Source organism: Pseudomonas citrullilanati, from assembly GCF_030580855.1.
GTDB lineage: Bacteria > Pseudomonadota > Gammaproteobacteria > Pseudomonadales > Pseudomonadaceae > Aquipseudomonas > Aquipseudomonas citrulli.
The window spans coordinates 146,605-164,578 of the sequence record NZ_JAUQOP010000002.1 but is presented as its reverse complement, the minus strand read 5'-3'; the positions used below and the strand labels follow the sequence as shown (position 1 = coordinate 164,578).

Annotated in this window: 16 protein-coding genes; 5 read left to right on the top strand and 11 right to left on the bottom strand. The window is 61.9% G+C overall.

The annotated features are described in order from the left end of the window. Positions 1-236: 236 nt before the first annotated feature. Positions 237-1,586 carry a glycerol-3-phosphate transporter gene (glpT, locus tag Q6A48_RS02245; protein WP_304551631.1) on the top strand — a complete coding sequence of 450 codons (1,350 nt, stop codon included), beginning with the start codon at positions 237-239 and terminating at the stop codon, positions 1,584-1,586. Here glpT and Q6A48_RS02240 read toward each other — a convergent pair. From Q6A48_RS02240 to trxA, 6 genes are all read right to left on the bottom strand, one after another. Beyond that, a complete protein-coding gene (locus Q6A48_RS02240) occupies positions 1,562-2,230 on the bottom strand; it encodes a gamma-glutamylcyclotransferase (RefSeq protein ID WP_304551630.1) in 669 nt (222 codons plus the stop codon). The genes glpT and Q6A48_RS02240 overlap by 25 nt on opposite strands. Positions 2,231-2,446: 216 nt before the next feature. After that, on the bottom strand, positions 2,447-3,415 hold the full coding sequence (locus Q6A48_RS02235; RefSeq protein WP_304551628.1) for a CDP-6-deoxy-delta-3,4-glucoseen reductase: 969 nt from the start codon (positions 3,413-3,415) through the stop codon (positions 2,447-2,449). Then, entirely contained in the window at positions 3,415-4,881 is a 1,467-nt protein-coding gene (gene ubiD, locus Q6A48_RS02230; RefSeq protein WP_304551627.1) for a 4-hydroxy-3-polyprenylbenzoate decarboxylase, read from the bottom strand. Before ubiD ends, Q6A48_RS02235 begins: the two co-directional genes overlap by 1 nt. An 81-nt stretch (positions 4,882-4,962) precedes the next feature. Continuing rightward, positions 4,963-6,915 carry an acyltransferase family protein gene (locus tag Q6A48_RS02225; protein ID WP_304551626.1) on the bottom strand — a complete coding sequence of 651 codons (1,953 nt, stop codon included), beginning with the start codon at positions 6,913-6,915 and terminating at the stop codon, positions 4,963-4,965. A gap of 150 nt (positions 6,916-7,065) precedes the next feature. After that, positions 7,066-8,325, bottom strand: coding sequence for a transcription termination factor Rho (gene rho, locus Q6A48_RS02220; protein WP_003206716.1), 1,260 nt, complete (start codon positions 8,323-8,325; stop codon positions 7,066-7,068). 241 nt (positions 8,326-8,566) lie between these two features. Next, the gene (trxA, locus tag Q6A48_RS02215) at positions 8,567-8,896 is read right to left on the bottom strand and encodes a thioredoxin TrxA (RefSeq protein WP_304551612.1); all 330 of its coding nucleotides are present in this window, start codon (positions 8,894-8,896) and stop codon (positions 8,567-8,569) included. 401 nt (positions 8,897-9,297) lie between these two features. On the opposite strand from trxA, the gene Q6A48_RS02210 reads away from it, so the two are divergent. Genes Q6A48_RS02210 through Q6A48_RS02195 form a run of 4 tightly spaced genes read left to right on the top strand, consistent with a single transcriptional unit; the run spans position 9,298 to position 12,143 of the window. Then, the gene (locus Q6A48_RS02210) at positions 9,298-10,083 is read left to right on the top strand and encodes a transporter substrate-binding domain-containing protein (RefSeq protein WP_304551611.1); all 786 of its coding nucleotides are present in this window, start codon (positions 9,298-9,300) and stop codon (positions 10,081-10,083) included. 21 nt (positions 10,084-10,104) lie between these two features. Next, entirely contained in the window at positions 10,105-10,776 is a 672-nt protein-coding gene (locus tag Q6A48_RS02205) for an amino acid ABC transporter permease (RefSeq protein ID WP_304551609.1), read from the top strand. Continuing rightward, positions 10,769-11,419 (top strand): amino acid ABC transporter permease, encoded by a 651-nt coding sequence (locus tag Q6A48_RS02200; protein WP_304551608.1) that lies wholly within the window; start codon positions 10,769-10,771, stop codon positions 11,417-11,419. Before Q6A48_RS02205 ends, Q6A48_RS02200 begins: the two co-directional genes overlap by 8 nt. After that, on the top strand, positions 11,406-12,143 hold the full coding sequence (locus Q6A48_RS02195; RefSeq protein WP_304551607.1) for an amino acid ABC transporter ATP-binding protein: 738 nt from the start codon (positions 11,406-11,408) through the stop codon (positions 12,141-12,143). Before Q6A48_RS02200 ends, Q6A48_RS02195 begins: the two co-directional genes overlap by 14 nt. A 3-nt stretch (positions 12,144-12,146) precedes the next feature. Here the strand turns inward: Q6A48_RS02195 and Q6A48_RS02190 are convergent, their stop codons facing one another. The 5 genes from Q6A48_RS02190 to Q6A48_RS02170 all read right to left on the bottom strand — a co-directional run bounded on the left by Q6A48_RS02190 (position 12,147) and on the right by Q6A48_RS02170 (position 17,842). Next, positions 12,147-12,671 (bottom strand): DUF1120 domain-containing protein, encoded by a 525-nt coding sequence (locus tag Q6A48_RS02190; RefSeq protein WP_304551606.1) that lies wholly within the window; start codon positions 12,669-12,671, stop codon positions 12,147-12,149. Then, complete coding sequence (locus Q6A48_RS02185) at positions 12,622-15,228, bottom strand: fimbria/pilus outer membrane usher protein (protein WP_304551605.1); 2,607 nt, start codon at positions 15,226-15,228, stop codon at positions 12,622-12,624. Before Q6A48_RS02185 ends, Q6A48_RS02190 begins: the two co-directional genes overlap by 50 nt. Next, positions 15,225-15,923, bottom strand: coding sequence for a fimbria/pilus chaperone family protein (locus tag Q6A48_RS02180; RefSeq protein WP_369811650.1), 699 nt, complete (start codon positions 15,921-15,923; stop codon positions 15,225-15,227). The genes Q6A48_RS02185 and Q6A48_RS02180 overlap by 4 nt, the downstream gene beginning before the upstream one ends. 185 nt (positions 15,924-16,108) lie before the next feature. Continuing rightward, positions 16,109-16,804, bottom strand: coding sequence for a DUF1120 domain-containing protein (locus Q6A48_RS02175; RefSeq protein ID WP_304551604.1), 696 nt, complete (start codon positions 16,802-16,804; stop codon positions 16,109-16,111). Positions 16,805-17,194: 390 nt separating this feature from the next. Then, the gene (locus Q6A48_RS02170; RefSeq protein WP_304551603.1) at positions 17,195-17,842 is read right to left on the bottom strand and encodes a DUF1120 domain-containing protein; all 648 of its coding nucleotides are present in this window, start codon (positions 17,840-17,842) and stop codon (positions 17,195-17,197) included. Positions 17,843-17,974 lie beyond the last annotated feature (132 nt).

Genomic DNA, 17,974 nt, shown 5'->3' with positions numbered 1-17,974 from the left:
TGGTGCCGGATCGTCCCCCCTACCCCTACCCCCGCCCTTGCCCCGCCTGAATGCCAACACCTCCTCCATGGATGTTTCCTACAGCGCCCTTCGACTATGTCTGAGCGACATGTTCACTTAAGAACATTCAATATGGAAAATTTCCACTGTTTAAGTGATGAGAAGCAATGCTATTTTCGGTAACGAAACTGTAACATTCACATCCGCAGTCATAACAAGAATCCTGGAGCCCTTGAATGCTTGCTTTCTTTCGCCCTGCCGTACACCAGGCGTCCTTGCCTGAAGAAAAAATAGACAGCACTTATCGACGCCTTCGCTGGCAGATCTTCGCCGGGATTTTCATCGGCTATGCCGGCTACTACCTGCTGCGCAAGAACTTCTCCCTGGCCATGCCCTACCTGATCGACGAAGGCTACAGCCGAGGCGAACTGGGCCTGGCCATGTCGGCCATCGCCATAGCCTACGGCCTGTCCAAATTCCTGATGGGCCTGGTGTCCGACCGCTCCAACCCCCGCTATTTCCTGCCATTCGGCCTGTTGGTGTCGGCGGGGGTGATGTTCATCTTCGGTTTCGCACCCTGGGCGACATCCAGCGTGACCATGATGTTCATCCTGCTGTTCATCAACGGCTGGGCCCAGGGCATGGGCTGGCCGCCCAGCGGACGGACCATGGTGCACTGGTGGTCACAGAAAGAGCGTGGCGGCGTGGTGTCGGTGTGGAACGTGGCGCACAACGTCGGCGGCGGCCTGATCGGCCCGCTGTTCCTGCTGGGCATGGGCTGGTTCAATGACTGGCACGCGGCATTCTACGTACCTGCTGCCGTGGCGCTGGCCGTCGCTGTCTTTGCCTTCGTGACCATGCGCGACACCCCGCAATCGGTGGGCCTGCCGCCGATCGAGCAGTACAAGAACGACTACCCGGAAGGCTACGACGCCAGTCACGAGAACGAATTCAGCGCCAAGGAAATCTTCGTCAAGTACGTGCTGCGCAACAAGATGCTCTGGTACATCGCCATGGCCAACGTGTTCGTCTACCTGCTGCGTTATGGCGTGCTGGACTGGGCGCCGACGTACCTGAAGGAAGCCAAGGGCTTCACGGTGGACAAAAGCTCCTGGGCGTATTTCTTCTACGAGTGGGCGGGCATTCCCGGCACCCTGTTGTGCGGCTGGATGTCGGACAAGATCTTCCGCGGCAACCGCGGCCTGACAGGCATGGTGTTCATGGCCCTGGTGACCGTGGCCACGCTGGTGTACTGGCTGAACCCGGCCGGCAACCCGACCGTCGACATGATCGCCCTGGTCTCCATCGGCTTTCTGATCTACGGCCCGGTCATGCTGATCGGCCTGCAGGCCCTGGAACTGGCCCCCAAGAAAGCCGCCGGCACCGCCGCAGGCTTCACCGGCCTGTTTGGCTACCTGGGCGGCTCGGTCGCGGCCAGTGCCGCCATGGGCTACACCGTGGACCACTTTGGCTGGAACGGCGGCTTTGTGCTGTTGATCGGCGCGTGCCTGCTGGCGATGGCCTTCCTTGCGCCAACCCTGTGGCACAAGCAAGTCGCCAGTCAGAGTCGCGAAGCGGTCGCCTGATCCCGGGTTGATCCGCAGCGCTTGAGCCGCGCCTCCAAATTCCGGTCTGGCATGGCGTGGCTGCGCAGGGCGTGGACGGTCTGCTCGACGTAGTCCCGAGTGGTGCCGTAACGCCCACTGGCGCTTTCGAACACCTGGCTCAGCACATGGTCCGGCAGGTTGCCGGCGTAGCTGGGCAGGTGTCGCTCCAGCACGAACCCAAGGGCCTGCACACGACTGCCATCCTCGAGGCGGCAATTGAGCCAGTGGGGTCGATAGGACGGCACCGGCATCTCGCGCTGCCACAGGGCAAACAGCGAGTCCTCGAGATTCTCCTCCGGCAAGCGATACGCAAAACCGCTGCACGACCCGCCACGATCGAGGCCGAACACCAACCCGGGCAACTCCGGGGTGCCACGATGTTCGTGCGACCACAAGTACAAGCCGCGATGGTAACCATGGACCCGGCCACGGACCCGTTCCACCGCCGTGCATTCGGGTCGCCAGATCAACGAACCGTAGGCGAACAACCAGACCGGACCACCGCGATGGCGACTCATGGTCGATTGCATCGAGGCGAGCAATTGTTCGCGGGTCAGTTGCGCCCCCAGGTCAAGCCGTGGCGGGTAGAGGGCACAGGTAATGGCGGATTCGATCGCGGTCATGGCCGATAACGTCTTTCAAATAATGGGGCTGGCGCTCGTCATGGGGCTGACACTTGCTCGAAACGAGGCAAGTTGGATGCCATCCAGCGCTATATACGTTATCGGTATCCAGGGGCAAAGACTAAATATCGAAACGAAATATAGGGGGTAATAAAGCGGTCACGAGTTCGCCGTCGCGCCGTTCGGCGAGGGCAGGCCCCCTCGCCACGGGGAGGCTCAAGCCCGGGGGGCGTAGGCGAACACGTCGGCGCGCATCTGGTGGGCATCCATCCCGGCTTCCACCAGGGCGTCCAGCGTGGCGTAGATCATGGCCGGCGAGCCGCTGGCATAGACGTGCACGCCGGAAAGATCGCGGATGTCCTCGCACACCGCTTCGTGAAGCATCCCGCAGCGCCCTTCCCAACCGCAGAGGTCGCTGACGACCTTGTGCAGGAACAGGTTCGGCAATTGCTTCCATTCGTCCCAGTGCTCGATTTCATAGAAATCGTCCGGTCGCCGCACGCCCCAGTACAAGTGCACCGGGTGCTTGAAGCCCGTCGCCCGGCAATGCTCGATCAGGCTGTGCATTTGCGCCATGCCCGTCCCGGCGGCGATCAGCACCAGCGGGCCGTCCGGCAGCTCGGACAAGTGCGTGTCGCCAAAAGGCATTTCCACGGCCACGCTGGGATTGCGCTGCAGTTGTCCCAGCAGCGCCTGTGCACTGTTTTCACGCACCAGGACATGCAGTTGCAGATCGCGCCCCGAATGCGGCGCCGAGGCCAGGGAAAACGCCGACTTCTCGCCATTCTCCCGTTCGAGCAGCAGATACTGCCCCGCGTGATAGCGCGGTGGCTTGCCGGCCGGCGCGCGCAGGCGGACGCGCCAGACATCGCCGCCCACTTCGGCGCATTCGATCACCTGGCACACCAGCTTGCGTACCGGCAGCTCACCCGGCGACAACACGCCATCCCACAACACCACGCAATCCTCCAGCGGTTCGGCGATGCAGGTGAAGATCTCACCGTGATCGCGCACCTCGCCAGCCTGCGCCACCCGGCCTTCCACCAGCAACGCACCACAGACATGGCAGTTGCCGTTGCGGCAGCTTTGCGGACATTCGTAGCCCAGGCGCCGCGCGCCATCGAGAATCCGCTCGGCGGGCCGTATGTCCAGCACCGCTCCGGAAGGCTGCAAGGTTACACGCATCAATCTATTCCTAACTGATTCCAGAGGGCATCGATCCGTTGGGTAACGGCTTCATCCTTGACGATCACCCGGCCCCATTCACGATCGGTTTCACCGGGCCATTTGTGCGTGGCATCGAGCCCCATCTTCGAACCCAGGCCGGACACCGGCGAGGCGAAGTCGAGGTAGTCGATCGGCGTATTCTCGATCATCACCGTGTCGCGCTTAGGATCCATGCGCGTGGTGATGGCCCAGATCACGTCGTTCCAGTCCCGCGCGTTGATATCGTCGTCGGTGACGATAACGAACTTGGTGTACATGAACTGTCGCAAAAACGACCAGACCCCCAGCATCACGCGCTTGGCGTGCCCCGGATACGACTTTTTCATCGTCACCACGGCCATGCGGTACGAGCAGCCTTCCGGCGGCAGGTAGAAATCGGTGATTTCCGGGAACTGCTTCTGCAGGATCGGCACGAACACTTCATTGAGCGCCACGCCGAGGATGGCCGGCTCATCCGGCGGCCGGCCGGTGTAGGTGCTGTGGTAGATCGGCTTGATCCGATGGGTGATGCGCTCGACCGTGAAGACCGGGAAGCTGTCGACTTCGTTGTAGTAACCAGTGTGGTCGCCATACGGTCCTTCATCGGCCATTTCGCCGGGATGGATCACGCCTTCGAGGATGATCTCGGCGGTGGCCGGCACTTGCAGGTCGTTGCCCCGGCACTTCACCAGTTCCGTACGGTTGCCCCGCAACAGGCCGGCGAACGCGTATTCGGAGAGGCTGTCGGGCACCGGCGTCACGGCGCCGAGGATGGTCGCCGGATCGGCGCCCAGGGCCACCGCCACGGGAAATGGTTGGCCGGGGTGCTTTTCGCACCACTCACGGTAATCCAGCGCACCGCCGCGATGGCTCAACCAGCGCATGATGACCTTGTTGCGGCCGATCACCTGCTGGCGGTAGATACCCAGGTTCTGGCGGTCCTTGTTCGGGCCCTTGGTAACGGTCAGGCCCCAGGTGATCAGCGGTCCCACGTCGCCCGGCCAGCAGGTTTGCACCGGGAGCATGGCCAGGTCGACATCGTCGCCCTCGATCACCACTTCCTGGCAGATCGCGTCCTTGACGACTTTCGGCGCCATGGAAATGATCTTGCGGAAAATCGGCAATTTGGACCAGGCGTCCTTCAGGCCCTTGGGCGGCTCGGGGGCCTTGAGGAACGCCAGCAGCTTGCCGATCTCGCGCAGCTCGTCGACCGACTCGGCGCCCATGCCCATGGCCACGCGCTCCGGCGTGCCGAACAGGTTGCCCAGCACCGGGATGTCATAGCCCGTTGGGTTCTCGAACAATAACGCCGGGCCCTTGGCCCGCAGCGTGCGGTCGCAGACTTCCGTCATCTCCAGTACCGGAGAGATGGGAACCTGGATGCGTTTCAACTCGCCGCGCTGCTCAAGCTGCTGCACGAAATCCCGAAGATCCTTGAATTTCATTGAGATGCCACCCCGAAAATAGGCGTACATCCTACCTGCTCCAGCGCCCAAACAGCAGCCCGCGCGTGCGCACGGCGCTCATTAATCGGTCGTGCCCAGCAGCACGGGCGCGAACAACGGGCCCAGGCGGGCGCTGCCCATGTCAGACAGATGATCTTCATCCTTGTACTGGGAACGGCCATTGACCTCTATGCGACAGACCTCGTCCGGGCACATCAGCGGCGCCGGGTCGATGATATGCACGCCGGGGTCGGCGGCACTCATCGAGGCGAACAAGGCAGCCAGGGCTCGCTGGCGCGCCAGGTGTTCCTGGAGCGGGCGGCCCAGGCCCTCGGCCGAACGCCCGGTCCGCGCCAGGCTGGTCAACCGGCTGATCGTGCCCAGGCGCTGCAGGGGCACCTCCTTGAACAACCAGACCTGCGCGCCGGTGGCCCTGACCGCCGCCACACGGGCCCGGATCGCGGTCGCCATGCGCGCCTCGGCTGTGGCGCGGTCATCGCGAGGGTCGAGCATGTGCTTTTTGTCGCCGTCCTCGCGCCCGTAGATGTACAGGCTCCAATTGGCCGCCAGCACCACATTCTTGATGTTCAGGCGACGCACCTGCTCCATGGTCCGCTCATTGAAATCCCGACAGCGCGGCGAGACATCGGTACTCAGCACCGGCGGGCAACCGCTCATGCTGTAGAGCCATACCGGACGGCCATCGCGGGTCCCGCTGGTTTCAACCGCTGGCAACAGCGCCGCCGCATGGCTGTCGCCCCAGAACAACCGAGTGGCCGGAAGGTCTTTGTTCGCCCCCAGCAGGCAGGCCTTGTCCGGCTGGGTATCCTTGAAGCCCAGCATGCATTCCATCTGCCCGGCCCGCCAATCCCGCGCCTGTGCATAGTCCAGCGCCTTGCCCGTCAGGCGCTGTGGAAAGCCATCCGCCGAGCGCACCACCACACCGGCCACGGCCAGGACCACCATGGCCACGCCCGCCCCGAGCAACACCGACCGGCGCCCGGCCAGCCAGCGCTTCTCGCGAAACGGAAGCTCGACGAAGCGCCAGCTCAACCAGGCCAGGCCCAGCGCCAGCAGGATCCAGCCCAACGCTTCCCAAGGCTGGATCCCGTCGACGGAAATGGCATTGGCATAGACGTAGACCGGCCAATGCCACAGGTAGAAGGAATAGGACAGCAGGCCGACCCAGACCAGCAGCCGGGTACTCAGCACGCGCGCGGTCCAGGTCGGCCCCTGGGCGCCCGACCAGATCAGCGCCGTGGCGCCGAGCACCGGCAGCAGCGCGGCCCAGCCAGGGAACACCGTGGCTTTGTCGAAGGTGAACACCGCTGCCAGCACGGCGATCAACCCCGCCAGGCCGACCACCTGATAAACCCAGGGACGCACCGCGCGCCGAGGCGCCGGCAGGATGGCGAGCATCGCCCCGCACAACAGCTCCCAGGCCCGCGTGGGCAGCGAAAAGAATGCCAGGTCGGGCTTGCGCTCGACATAACCGACGTTCAGGGCGAACGACCCCAGCAATACGGCAAACAGCATCCAGCGCCAATGACGGACATGGCGCATCAACAGCACCATCAGCAGCGGGAAGAAAATGTAGTACTGCTCCTCGACCGCCAGGGACCAGGTGTGGAGCAACGGCTTGAGGTCCGAGGCCGGTTCGAAATAGCCGTCTTCGCGCATGAACAGGATGTTCGACATGAACATCGACTGATAGCGCACCGCCCTGCCCAACTGCGAAAAGTCCTTGGCTGCCAGCAACCACCCACCCAGGACCAGGGTGAAGAGCATGACCACGCTCAAGGCCGGAAGGATGCGCCGGGCACGCCTTGCCCAGAAATCGACGAAACTGAAACGCTGATTACTGATCTCGCGGAACAGGATGCCGGTGATCAGGAACCCGGAAATGACGAAGAAGACATCGACGCCGACGAAACCACCGCCGAAGGTGCCAAAGCCAAAGTGAAACAGCACGACCGGAATGACGGCCAGGGCCCTCAGCCCGTCGATGTCACGGCGGTTGCCAAATACGTGCATAACGATCCTTGTCGACGAGATACGCAGGTGATGATGGAAAAAGACACCTGCAACCGGCAAAAGTTATCCGCTTCGGTCAACGCGGTCCAGGTCGCGTGCCGCAAAAAAAAAGCGCCCTGTCCAGGGCGCCTTTTGCCAACGCATCGATGGTTACTTGCGCTTCATCGACAGGAAGAACTCATCGTTGGTCTTGGTCGTCTTGAGCTTGTCGACCAGGAACTCGATGGCAGCGACTTCATCCATAGGATGCAGCAGCTTGCGCAGGATCCACATGCGCTGCAGCTCGTCGTCGGCGGTCAGCAACTCTTCGCGGCGGGTGCCGGAACGGTTGATGTTGATGGCCGGGAAGACCCGCTTCTCGGCGATGCGACGGTCCAGGGGCAGTTCCATGTTGCCGGTGCCCTTGAATTCCTCGTAGATCACTTCGTCCATCTTCGAACCGGTTTCCACCAGCGCGGTGGCGATGATGGTCAGCGAGCCGCCTTCCTCGATGTTGCGCGCGGCACCGAAGAAACGCTTCGGTTTTTCCAGGGCGTGGGCATCGACACCACCGGTCAGCACCTTGCCGGAGCTCGGGATCACGGTGTTGTAGGCACGGGCCAGGCGGGTGATGGAGTCGAGCAGGATCACCACGTCCTTCTTGTGCTCGACCAGGCGCTTGGCCTTCTCGATCACCATCTCGGCAACCTGCACGTGGCGGGTCGGCGGCTCGTCGAACGTCGAGGCGACCACTTCGCCGCGCACGGTGCGCTGCATCTCGGTCACTTCTTCCGGACGCTCGTCGATCAGCAATACGATCAGGTGGACTTCGGGGTTGTTACGGGCGATGTTGGCCGCGATGTTCTGCAGCATGATCGTCTTGCCCGCTTTCGGCGGGGCCACGATCAGGCCGCGCTGGCCTTTGCCGATCGGCGCGCACAGGTCGATGACTCGGCCGGTGAGGTCTTCGGTGGAACCGTTGCCGGCTTCCATCTTCATGCGCACGGTCGGGAACAGTGGGGTCAGGTTTTCGAACAGAATCTTGTTCTTCGCGTTTTCCGGGCGGTCGAAGTTGATGGTGTCGACCTTGAGCAGCGCGAAATAACGCTCGCCTTCCTTCGGAGGGCGGATCTTGCCAACGATGGTGTCACCGGTGCGCAGGTTGAAACGACGGATCTGGCTCGGCGAGACGTAGATATCGTCTGGGCCGGCGAGATAGGAAGCATCTGCGGAGCGGAGGAAGCCGAAGCCGTCCTGGAGAATCTCCAGCACGCCATCACCGGAGATTTCCTCGCCGCTTTTAGCGTGCTTCTTGAGCAGGGAGAAAATCACGTCCTGCTTGCGCGAACGGGCCATATTTTCTATGCCCATCTGTTCGGCCAATTCGAGCAGTTCGGTAATCGGCTTTTGCTTGAGTTCAGTCAGATTCATATAGGAATGACGTAATCATTTATGGAGGGGGGAAATTAAGCTTTTGGCTTAATGAGGCCGCGCCGCGGAGAAGGCGACAGGATCGCGTACTTAATCGAAAGGAGAGCGTCGGCGACGGCTTGCAGGGGGCACAGGAGAAACCAGTGCGGGGCCGAATGTAACACCTGGGTTTGCGAGCGTCTAGCCCCGAACAACGAAAAAGCCCCGCGATTTGCGGGGCTTTTTCAACGGCATTCGGCGCTTAGATGTTGGCGTCGAGGAAAGCCGCCAATTGCGACTTCGACAGCGCGCCCACCTTGGTGGCCTCGACGCTGCCGTTCTTGAACAGCATCAGGGTCGGGATACCACGCACGCCGTGCTTGGCCGGAGTCTCCTGGTTTTCGTCGATGTTCAGCTTGGCAACGGTCAGCTTGCCTTTGTACGTCTCGGCAATTTCGTCCAGGACCGGGGCGATCATTTTGCACGGCCCGCACCACTCGGCCCAATAGTCGACCAGTACGGCGCCTTCGGCCTTGAGTACGTCAGCCTCGAAGCTAGCGTCGCTAACGTGTTTGATCAGATCGCTGCTCATGGAAATCTCCGGGGTAATCAGCAAAAAAACGTGGCCCATCATAGCGGCCCTTCCCGGGTTCAGGAAGCCGCAGTTGATTGAGTCTCGCTATGAGCAAAGACGTATTTGGGTATAACTCAAGCCGCACCGCGCCCCATCCGACGAAGCGATCCAGCCGCATCGCTGCGCCGAAATCCCCCAGCGCCCGGTGACGATGCCCGATAACGGTGCGAAACGCGCCCTTGCCTTGTGGGAGCGAGCTTGCTCGCAAAAACGCCCGTACGCCCTTCCCGAGGCCACTTTCGCGAGCAGCCTCGCTCCCACAAGGGGCTGCGTCGGGCCCGGTTTGGGTGCGTTGAAGCCGGCTTGGCATGGCCTGTGCTCTGTCCCCGCACCAATCACCCTTGATTGCGAGATTCGCCATGATCCAGCGTTGCAGCGCTCTGCTCACTGCCTTGTTTGCCAGCCTGATGTTCTGCCAGTTGCCCGCCCACGCCGATGGCCTGGAAGACGTGGTCAAGCGCGGCACCCTCAAGGTCGCCGTGCCCCAGGATTTCCCGCCGTTCGGTTCGGTGGGCCCGGACATGAAGCCCCGCGGCCTGGACATCGACACCGCGAAACTGCTGGCCGACCAGCTCAAGGTCAAGCTGGAACTGACCCCGGTCAACAGCACCAACCGCATTCCGTTCCTGACCACCGGCAAGGTCGACCTGGTGATTTCCAGCCTCGGCAAGAACCCGGAGCGGGAAAAGGTCATCGACTTCTCCAGCGCCTACGCGCCGTTCTACCTGGCGGTGTTCGGCCCACCCGACGCGGCGATCAATGGCCTGGACGACCTCAAGGGCAAGACCATCAGCGTCACCCGTGGCGCTATCGAAGACATCGAGCTGACCAAGGTCGCCCCGCAAGGCACCACCATCAAGCGCTTCGAGGACAACAATTCGACCATCGCCGCCTACCTGGCCGGCCAGGTGGACCTGATCGCCAGCGGCAACGTGGTGATGGTCGCCATCAGCGAACGCAACCCCAAGCGGGTCCCGGCGCTGAAGGTCAAGCTCAAGGACTCTCCGGTGTACGTGGGCGTGAACAAGAACGAGCCGGCGTTGCTGGACAAGGTCAACCAGATCCTCGCCACCGCCAAGGCCGATGGCAGCCTGGAGAAAAATGCCCAGGCCTGGCTCAAGCAGCCACTGCCGGCTGATCTCTGATCGTCGTCCGAGAGCGTGAGCATGGCTTATCAGTTCGATTTTCTGCCGGTGGTGCAAAACACCGAGTTGCTGGTGCGCGGCGCCCTGTTCACCCTGGAGCTGACGGCCATCGGTGCGTTGCTCGGGGTCGGCCTGGGCATCGTCGGGGCCGTGGTGCGGGCGTGGAATATCCGCCCATTCGCGGCGCTCTTCGGCGTGTACGTGGAGTTGATCCGCAATACGCCGTTCCTGGTGCAGTTGTTCTTCATTTTCTTCGGCCTTCCGTCCCTGGGCGTGCAGATTTCCGAATGGCAGGCGGCGGTGCTGGCGATGGTGATCAACCTTGGCGCCTATTCCACCGAGATCATTCGCGCCGGCATCCAGGCCATCCCCCGCGGGCAGCTGGAAGCCGCCGCGGCCCTGGCCATGAGCCGCTTCGAAGCGTTCCGGCACGTGGTGCTGCTGCCAGCCCTGGGCAAGGTCTGGCCGGCCCTGAGCAGCCAGATCATCATCGTGATGCTCGGCTCGGCGGTGTGTTCGCAGATCGCCACCGAAGAGCTGAGCTTCGCTGCCAACTTCATCCAGTCGCGCAACTTTCGCGCCTTCGAAACCTACGCCCTGACGACCCTGGTGTACTTGTGCATGGCACTGATGATCCGCCAGCTCCTGAACTGGGTGGGGCGACGCTACATTGCCAGGAGCACCCATGAGTGACTTCACGTTCTGGGACGTGGTGCGCAACTTGCTCACCGGCCTGCAATGGACCCTGGCGCTATCCCTGGTGGCGTTCATCGGCGGCGGCGTGGTCGGCTTGCTGGTGTTGGTGCTGCGCATCGCCAGGAATACCCTGGCACGAAATGTCGCCCGCACCTACATCGAGCTGTTCCAGGGCACGCCGCTGTTGATGCAACTGTTCCTGGTGTTCTTCGGCGTGGCCCTGGCGGGCGTCGAGATCTCGCCCTGGATGGCGGCGGCGATCGCCCTGACGCTGTTCACCAGTGCCTACCTGGCGGAGATCTGGCGCGGCTGCGTCGAGGCGATTCCCAACGGCCAATGGGAAGCCTCGGCAAGCCTGGCGCTCAACCCGCTGGAACAGTTGCGCCATGTGATCCTGCCCCAGGCCCTGCGCATTGCCGTGGCGCCGACCGTGGGCTTTTCCGTGCAAGTGGTCAAGGGCACGGCCGTGACCTCGATCATCGGCTTCACCGAGCTGACCAAGACCGGCGGCATGCTCGCCAATGCCACGTTCGAGCCGTTCATGGTGTATGGCCTGGTCGCCCTCGGTTATTTCCTGCTCTGCTACCCCCTGTCCCTCAGTGCGCGCTATCTGGAAAGGAGACTGCATGCCTCTGCTTAGAATCACCGCCCTGCATAAGTACTACGGCGATCACCACGTGCTCAAGGGCATCGACCTGAGCGTCGAGGAAGGCCAGGTGGTGGCGATCATCGGCCGCAGCGGCTCGGGCAAATCCACCTTGCTGCGCACCCTCAACGGCCTGGAATCGATCAACGACGGCGTGATCGAAGTGGACGGCGAATACCTCGATGCGGCCCGTGCCGACCTGCGCAGCCTGCGGCAGAAAGTCGGGATGGTGTTCCAGCAATTCAACCTGTTCCCACACCTGACGGTCGGCGAAAACGTGATGCTCGCGCCCCAGGTCGTGCAGAAAGTGCCCAAGGCCAAGGCAGCCGAACTGGCGCGGCAGATGCTCGAACGGGTCGGCCTTGGCGAGAAATTCGATGCCTTTCCGGAACGCCTGTCCGGCGGCCAGCAGCAACGGGTGGCGATCGCCCGCGCCCTGGCGATGTCACCGAAGGTGCTGCTGTGCGACGAGATCACCTCGGCCCTGGACCCGGAACTGGTCAACGAAGTGCTCGGCGTGGTACGCAAATTGGCCCGGGAAGGCATGACGTTGATCATGGTCACCCACGAGATGCGCTTCGCCCGGGAGGTCGGGGACAAACTGGTGTTCATGCACCAGGGCAAGGTGCATGAGGTGGGCGATCCCAAGGTGTTGTTCGCCGCCCCGCGGACAGCGGAGCTGGCGAATTTCATCGGCACCGTGGAACCGGCCGCCTGACCTTCAGGGGTGGGGCACCAGCTCGAAGCGCCCGCGCCCATCGATCACCGTCTCATCGCGGACCCGGGCCGCACTGGCTGGCAAGTAGGTCTCGACCTCGACCTGCGCGGAAAACATTCGCCCCTGGACAGCCGAGCCCCCCTGCCGGGCAACCAGTGTCTGGCCGGGCAACAAGCGGCTGCTGTGCTCCAGGGAACGCGCACGTCCCTGGAACAATTCCACAGCCTGCCCATCCAGCCGCGGCCGCTTGAGGCTCAAGGTGAAACGTCCCTGGGGGCCCAGGCCGAAGGCCTCGGCACCGGCGCCAGGGCCGTCGAAACGCAAGGCGATCGCGGTGGGCTCGGCACAGACCACATTCAGGTTCAAGGTCCGCTTGCCAAGCGTCAGCTCTGCCTGGCCTGGCTGGTCGACCAGCAGCTCGCCCTGATGCAGGCGGCCATAGTCGAGCCGGTCCTGGCTCAGCGACACATGGCATGGCTCAGCCTTCGCTGGGCTCGCCAGTAGCAGGGCCAGGCAACCCAGGCTCATCGGCAGACGCCATGGCCTCGTCGGCCGGGAAGTCGCGACAGACCGCCGAAGCGGTCTCATAAGGAAGATCTTCATCATTGTTTTCCATGAGTTCGAATTGGAGCTGGCACGTCCTGGCCCCCGACAACGCGACTTTCAGGGCCTGCTGCCCGTTGATATCGCTGAGAAAAATCATGCCTTCGCCGGCCACACTGGTGAGGAAATCGTCATTGGCCGTCAGCACCGAGACGCCTTGTGGCAGTGCCTCGCCGCTTTCGTCGCGAGCCTGGAGCAACAGCCTGCGGACGTTGAGCACCGAGAAATCGACGGCATTGAACGAGCCACGCCCGGCGCTCAGCACCTGGGTTCCGTTCTGGATATCGACACGCTTGGGCAGTGACCGGGTGTCCAGCTCGACACGACTGTTGTTATAGGCCGGCAGGCTGGCGATCACCGCACGGCCCTGGGAATCGGTCCACACCGGCCCCTGCGGCGTACTGATCCGCGCCCCGGGAACGCCCTCCACGGAGGCGATGCCGAACGTTTCCTGGACCCTGTACGGAGAAAAGGTCAGCCCCTGCCCATGGGCGACGACGCCTCCCCTGAGGTAGCCGTTGTACTGGGTACTGGAACGGTCCTGGCTGGCCCCGAGCCCGACCTGGGCGAAGCGCGGCAAGGCGTTGACGTTGGCGCGGGTCAGGGATTGCGGGTGGTTCAGCCCTCGCTCATGCCCCAGCTCATAGTTCAGGGCGTCGTTGACACGTTCGCTGTAGGCCGCCGCCAGGGTCGAACGACTGCCCTGGTGCGTCAGCGAAGAACGAGCGCGCCGGTCCCTGCCCAGCGGCACGCTGACCTGCAGGCGTACGGACACGCCCTCGTCGTACGCGCTTGAGGTGCCCATGGCCGAATCCACGTAGGCACCCACGTTCGCGTGCTTGAACGAACGGTTCCACGAGCCGTACAAGCGTGCATAGGTCTGGTTATCGAACTGCGACGACTGCGTGTAGCCCACCGAGAAACCGCCCAGCGCCGGATCGGACCAGCCGAGCCCGGCCGTGTATTGGCTCTTGAAGCGCGACGCGTAGAAATCCTCGCGGTCGAGCTCCTTGTCGACGTAGTGGATCTGCGAGACCTCCCGATAGCCCAGGGTCTGCCGGGTCACGCTGAATGACAGGTCGAGGTCGGCGGCCAGGGAAGTCCCCAGCGACAGACTGCTGCGCCCGCCCGACTGGCCGCTGGCCTTGTCATGGGAGACGTTGCCCCGCACGCCCACCGCGAGGTTGGCCAGGGGGCGGGTATCGAGCCCAAGGCCCGCGGCCTGGTAATTCTGGGCACCGACCAAACCGCTACTGAGCGCCGAGCTGCGCCCGATCCCCCAGGTTGCGCTCCCCATTGCCAGCAAGGGCTGTTCACCGTCGCGCTCTCCCGAGCCACGCGCCTGCCCCAGGGACAGGTAATAGCCGGCTTGAGCGGGTGCCATGCCGCGCAAAGACGCCGCCGGTACGACAAAGCGCTGCTCTGCGCCATTTTCTTCGATCACGCTGACCTCAAGATCGCTGGTGCCGTTGAGCAGCGGTAGATTGCCGAGTGTGAAGGGACCTTCCGGAACCAGCGTCGTATAAATCAACGCACCGGACTGGCGGACTTCCACCCGGGACTGGCTCAAGGCCAACCCCTCCACCATGGGCCCCCGCGCGCCATCCCCGCGCTTTACCCCATCGGGGAACAATTGGAGACCGGAAAACTGCACGCCACCGAACACCGGGCTGTTGCTGGAAAGCTGGCCGGCCTGGAAAGTCGATTGCAACGCCCGCACATCGCGCTGGGCATAGGCGTACAGATGCTCGCTGTCCTGCACGCCATTGATCGAGGTGTAGAGCTGGCGACTGCGCACGATCCAGTCCCCCAGGTTGACGCCGGCTTCCGTGGCCACGGACAGATACCGGTTGCCACCGCCCGAGCGCGATTGGCTGTCCAGGCCCAACACGTCGTAGTTGAGCAACCCTGCCAGGCCGCCCTGGGAAAACGCACCCTCGTTGAACTCCGGTTCTCGTAACGCCTCGCTCGGAACCACCAGCGCCACCTCCTCGCGATTGGGCAGCAGGCTGACGACGGTAGTGGGGAATCGCCCCAGGAAATCATGGCAGGCCTCGCCCTCCCCGCCTCCCGGGTCGGTGATCGCGGCGGGCACCTGTACACCGGCCTTTTCCAGCAGGCTTCGGGTGAAGCACAGCTCGCCGTCCCGATCGAACCGCGCCTCGGTCAAGCCCATGGGGTTGCCGTTGACCCGCAGGCTGACCACGCGCGAGCCCTCATGAAAACGCGGCGCAGTGCGAAAATAGTCGGAAACACCAGGGTCGATCCCCCGGGAAGAAAGAATCGAGGTATCGAACTGGGCAAACGAACGGTCGGCCTGCGCATGCGCCTGGGCGAACACCTGGCTGCCGACGCCACAGCAGATCGCTGCGGACAAGGCCCATTTGTGCGTCCAGGTGCGGCTCCCCATCCCGATGCCGACGCATCGACGGACACCACTGCGCAGGCCCGGATACAGCGCGGCATGAATGCGCTCGCTCATTGATTCACGACCGGCGCATCGAAGTTGCCAATCGCGAACCCATACAACGTCGCGGGCTGGATCGTCACCGACTTGACGGCGGACGCGGGCTCCTGGAGCTCGGCCGTCAGTGTCTCGCCCGGCAGGACGTAAGTGCGCGGCAAGGCCACCCAAGTGCTGGCCGGGTTCAACTGCACCCGCTCGGATAAGCGCACGACGTAGGGGCTGTCGTTCTGGACCGCCAGGTGTCCGTCCGCGACGGTCCACTTCAGCAATTGCCAGGGAGCCTGGTGCCGGGGCAGGCCCTTGGGATGGATGATCAGCGGCAAGTTGTGCCGGATGTTGATGCCGACGGTGGCCCCTCCCTCGGTTTTCTTCTGCGGGATCCCTTCGAAGGTGACACGTTTGTATCGCTGGGTTTTGAGCGGCTCCTTGAATGACCCGACCAAGCGGATCAACTGCGTTTGCCCGGCATCGACGCGCACCACCGGTTGCGTCACGATCACCGAGAGTTCGGGGTCTTCGGGTATGTGTTCGACTTTGGAATGGAGCAGCGTGGGGCCGGCATCCGTATTGGTGAGATTGATACTGGCCTGGCCATCCTCTTCATAGAAAATGACCACCGTGGTTTCCGGTTGCATGCCGGCGGCCAGGGTCGGGGCGCAAACGAAACAACCCAGGTACAGCACTGCGCGCAGGGCCGATCCAGGTTTCAATGAGAAATCCAACACACACGCTCTCCCACCACGAGTCGACGCTCGTGGAGTGACATAGGGTTTGAAATGATCGAGCTCGATGGGCTGCATCCTGACGCCTGGACGGGTCGTCAGCATTCATCGGCAGCACAGAGCCAGGATGCCCGGCAAGGAGCCAGCCCCTGGGTCGGGGCTGGCCGTGCCATTTAGATGTATCTCAACTCCAGCGTCGTGCTGCCATCGATTTGCAGGTCTTCCGTCACGACGAGTTCGGTGGTGTTGTTGATCGCCGCTTGGATCTCCAGCTCACCGGTGACGGTAGTCAAGAGATGCGGAGCAGTAGCGGTATCTGGAGACCACGACAGCATGTAACTGGATTGGCTACGCAGAAAATCTCCTGCGTTAATCCAACCACCCGACCCCACTGCGGACAAGATGGTCTTGAAATCCGTGCCCCCGTCTACAGAATAATTACGCAGATGCACGCTGTAGGCCCCGATCTTGTCGCCATTGGCGTTCGTGCCCAGCCCAAAGCTATTGAGTGGCGCGGCGAGTCCAGGATCGATTACCGCCATGGCCTCATGTTTTTTGCTGGCTGCCCGATTATCCATAGCGGTCAAGCCAACGAGCGTCGGGCCATCACAGGTGATATTGAACGCTGTATTCAGCTTGTTCAGTCCGGTGTAGTTGTCCGGGCTCAAGTCCTTGACGCTGATACGACCGTAGTCGACTGTCAAAGTAGGAATATTCAGCGAACAACTGCCTGGGACAATACTCCCCGTCACTTGCAGGTCAGCCGCCTGTACATGGGTGCCAGCCAAAACCAGAGCAGCGATTGCCGCCAATCCAAATTTGTTCTTCATTTTAGTTCCTTCAAATAGCATCAACTTGATGTCAGCCATGCAGCACCTGGAGAGCCGTCTACACCGACCGCATTAACTACAACTGCGGAACTTCGCCATAAATCTCAACAGGCACAGCGACTTACATCGCGGCAACATTGCCGGGCGAAAGTATCGAGAAAAAGAACCTAAAGATAAGCAGGAAAGATCATCATAAAATGTAGGAAAGTTCTAACGACTACAAAACAACAGAAGCTTTCCTACATAGTTTTCTTATAAAAATAGGTTGCCAACAGATATTCATGCACATCCGTTAACGGACCTGGAGATCGACGGAGTGGCCGCTGTCTGACTCAGGCCCTGTTACTAAGGTATCCATTTCAATCAAGCCAAACCTCCAACGCTCAGTAAGAACCAGCCCCGGGTCCGGGACCGGGACTGGCACCGGCATCAGATGTAGTTCATTACCAACGTAGCACTGCCATCGATCTGGAGATCCTCCCGCACGACAAGCTCTGTCGTGTCATTGATCACCGCTTCAACTTCAAGCTCACCCGTGACCGTAGTCAAGAGATGCGGATCATAGGTTCCAACAGCGCGCCAGGTTAGAGGTGTCAGGTCGTTACGCACGGTATCGTTAGCGCGCAGCCAGCTGTTCTGAATCTTGAGCACGGTTTCGAAATTGGTGTTTCCATCTACAGAATAATTGCGAACATGCATGCTGAACGCGCCGATTTTTGCGCCATCGGCGTTCGTGCCCAACCCGTAGCAATTGACCGGCAAGGCCAGCATGGGATCGACCACCGTCATGACTATGTGTTTCTTGCTGGCGACTCGATTATCCACAGCGGTTAATCCAACCAGCGTCGGGCCGTCGCAGGTAATGTTGAACGGCGTATTCAGCTTGCCCAGACTGGTGTAGCTATCAGGACTCAGGTCATTGACACTGATTCGCCCATAATCGACCGTCAAAGTAGGAATATTCAGCGAGCAACTGCCAGGAACGATACTGCCTGCCACTTGCAGATCAGCCGCCTGCACGTTGGCGCCCGCAAGAACGAGCGCACCGACTGCCATCCATCCAAGATTATTTCTCATTTCCACTTCCTTAAAACCGCATCAACTTGATGTCAATCCTGCAACATCTGGAATTTCCTTATTCCAACCACATTCAAAACACACGCGGCACTTCATCCTGAATTGAAAAGAGGCCACAACCGCATCACGGCG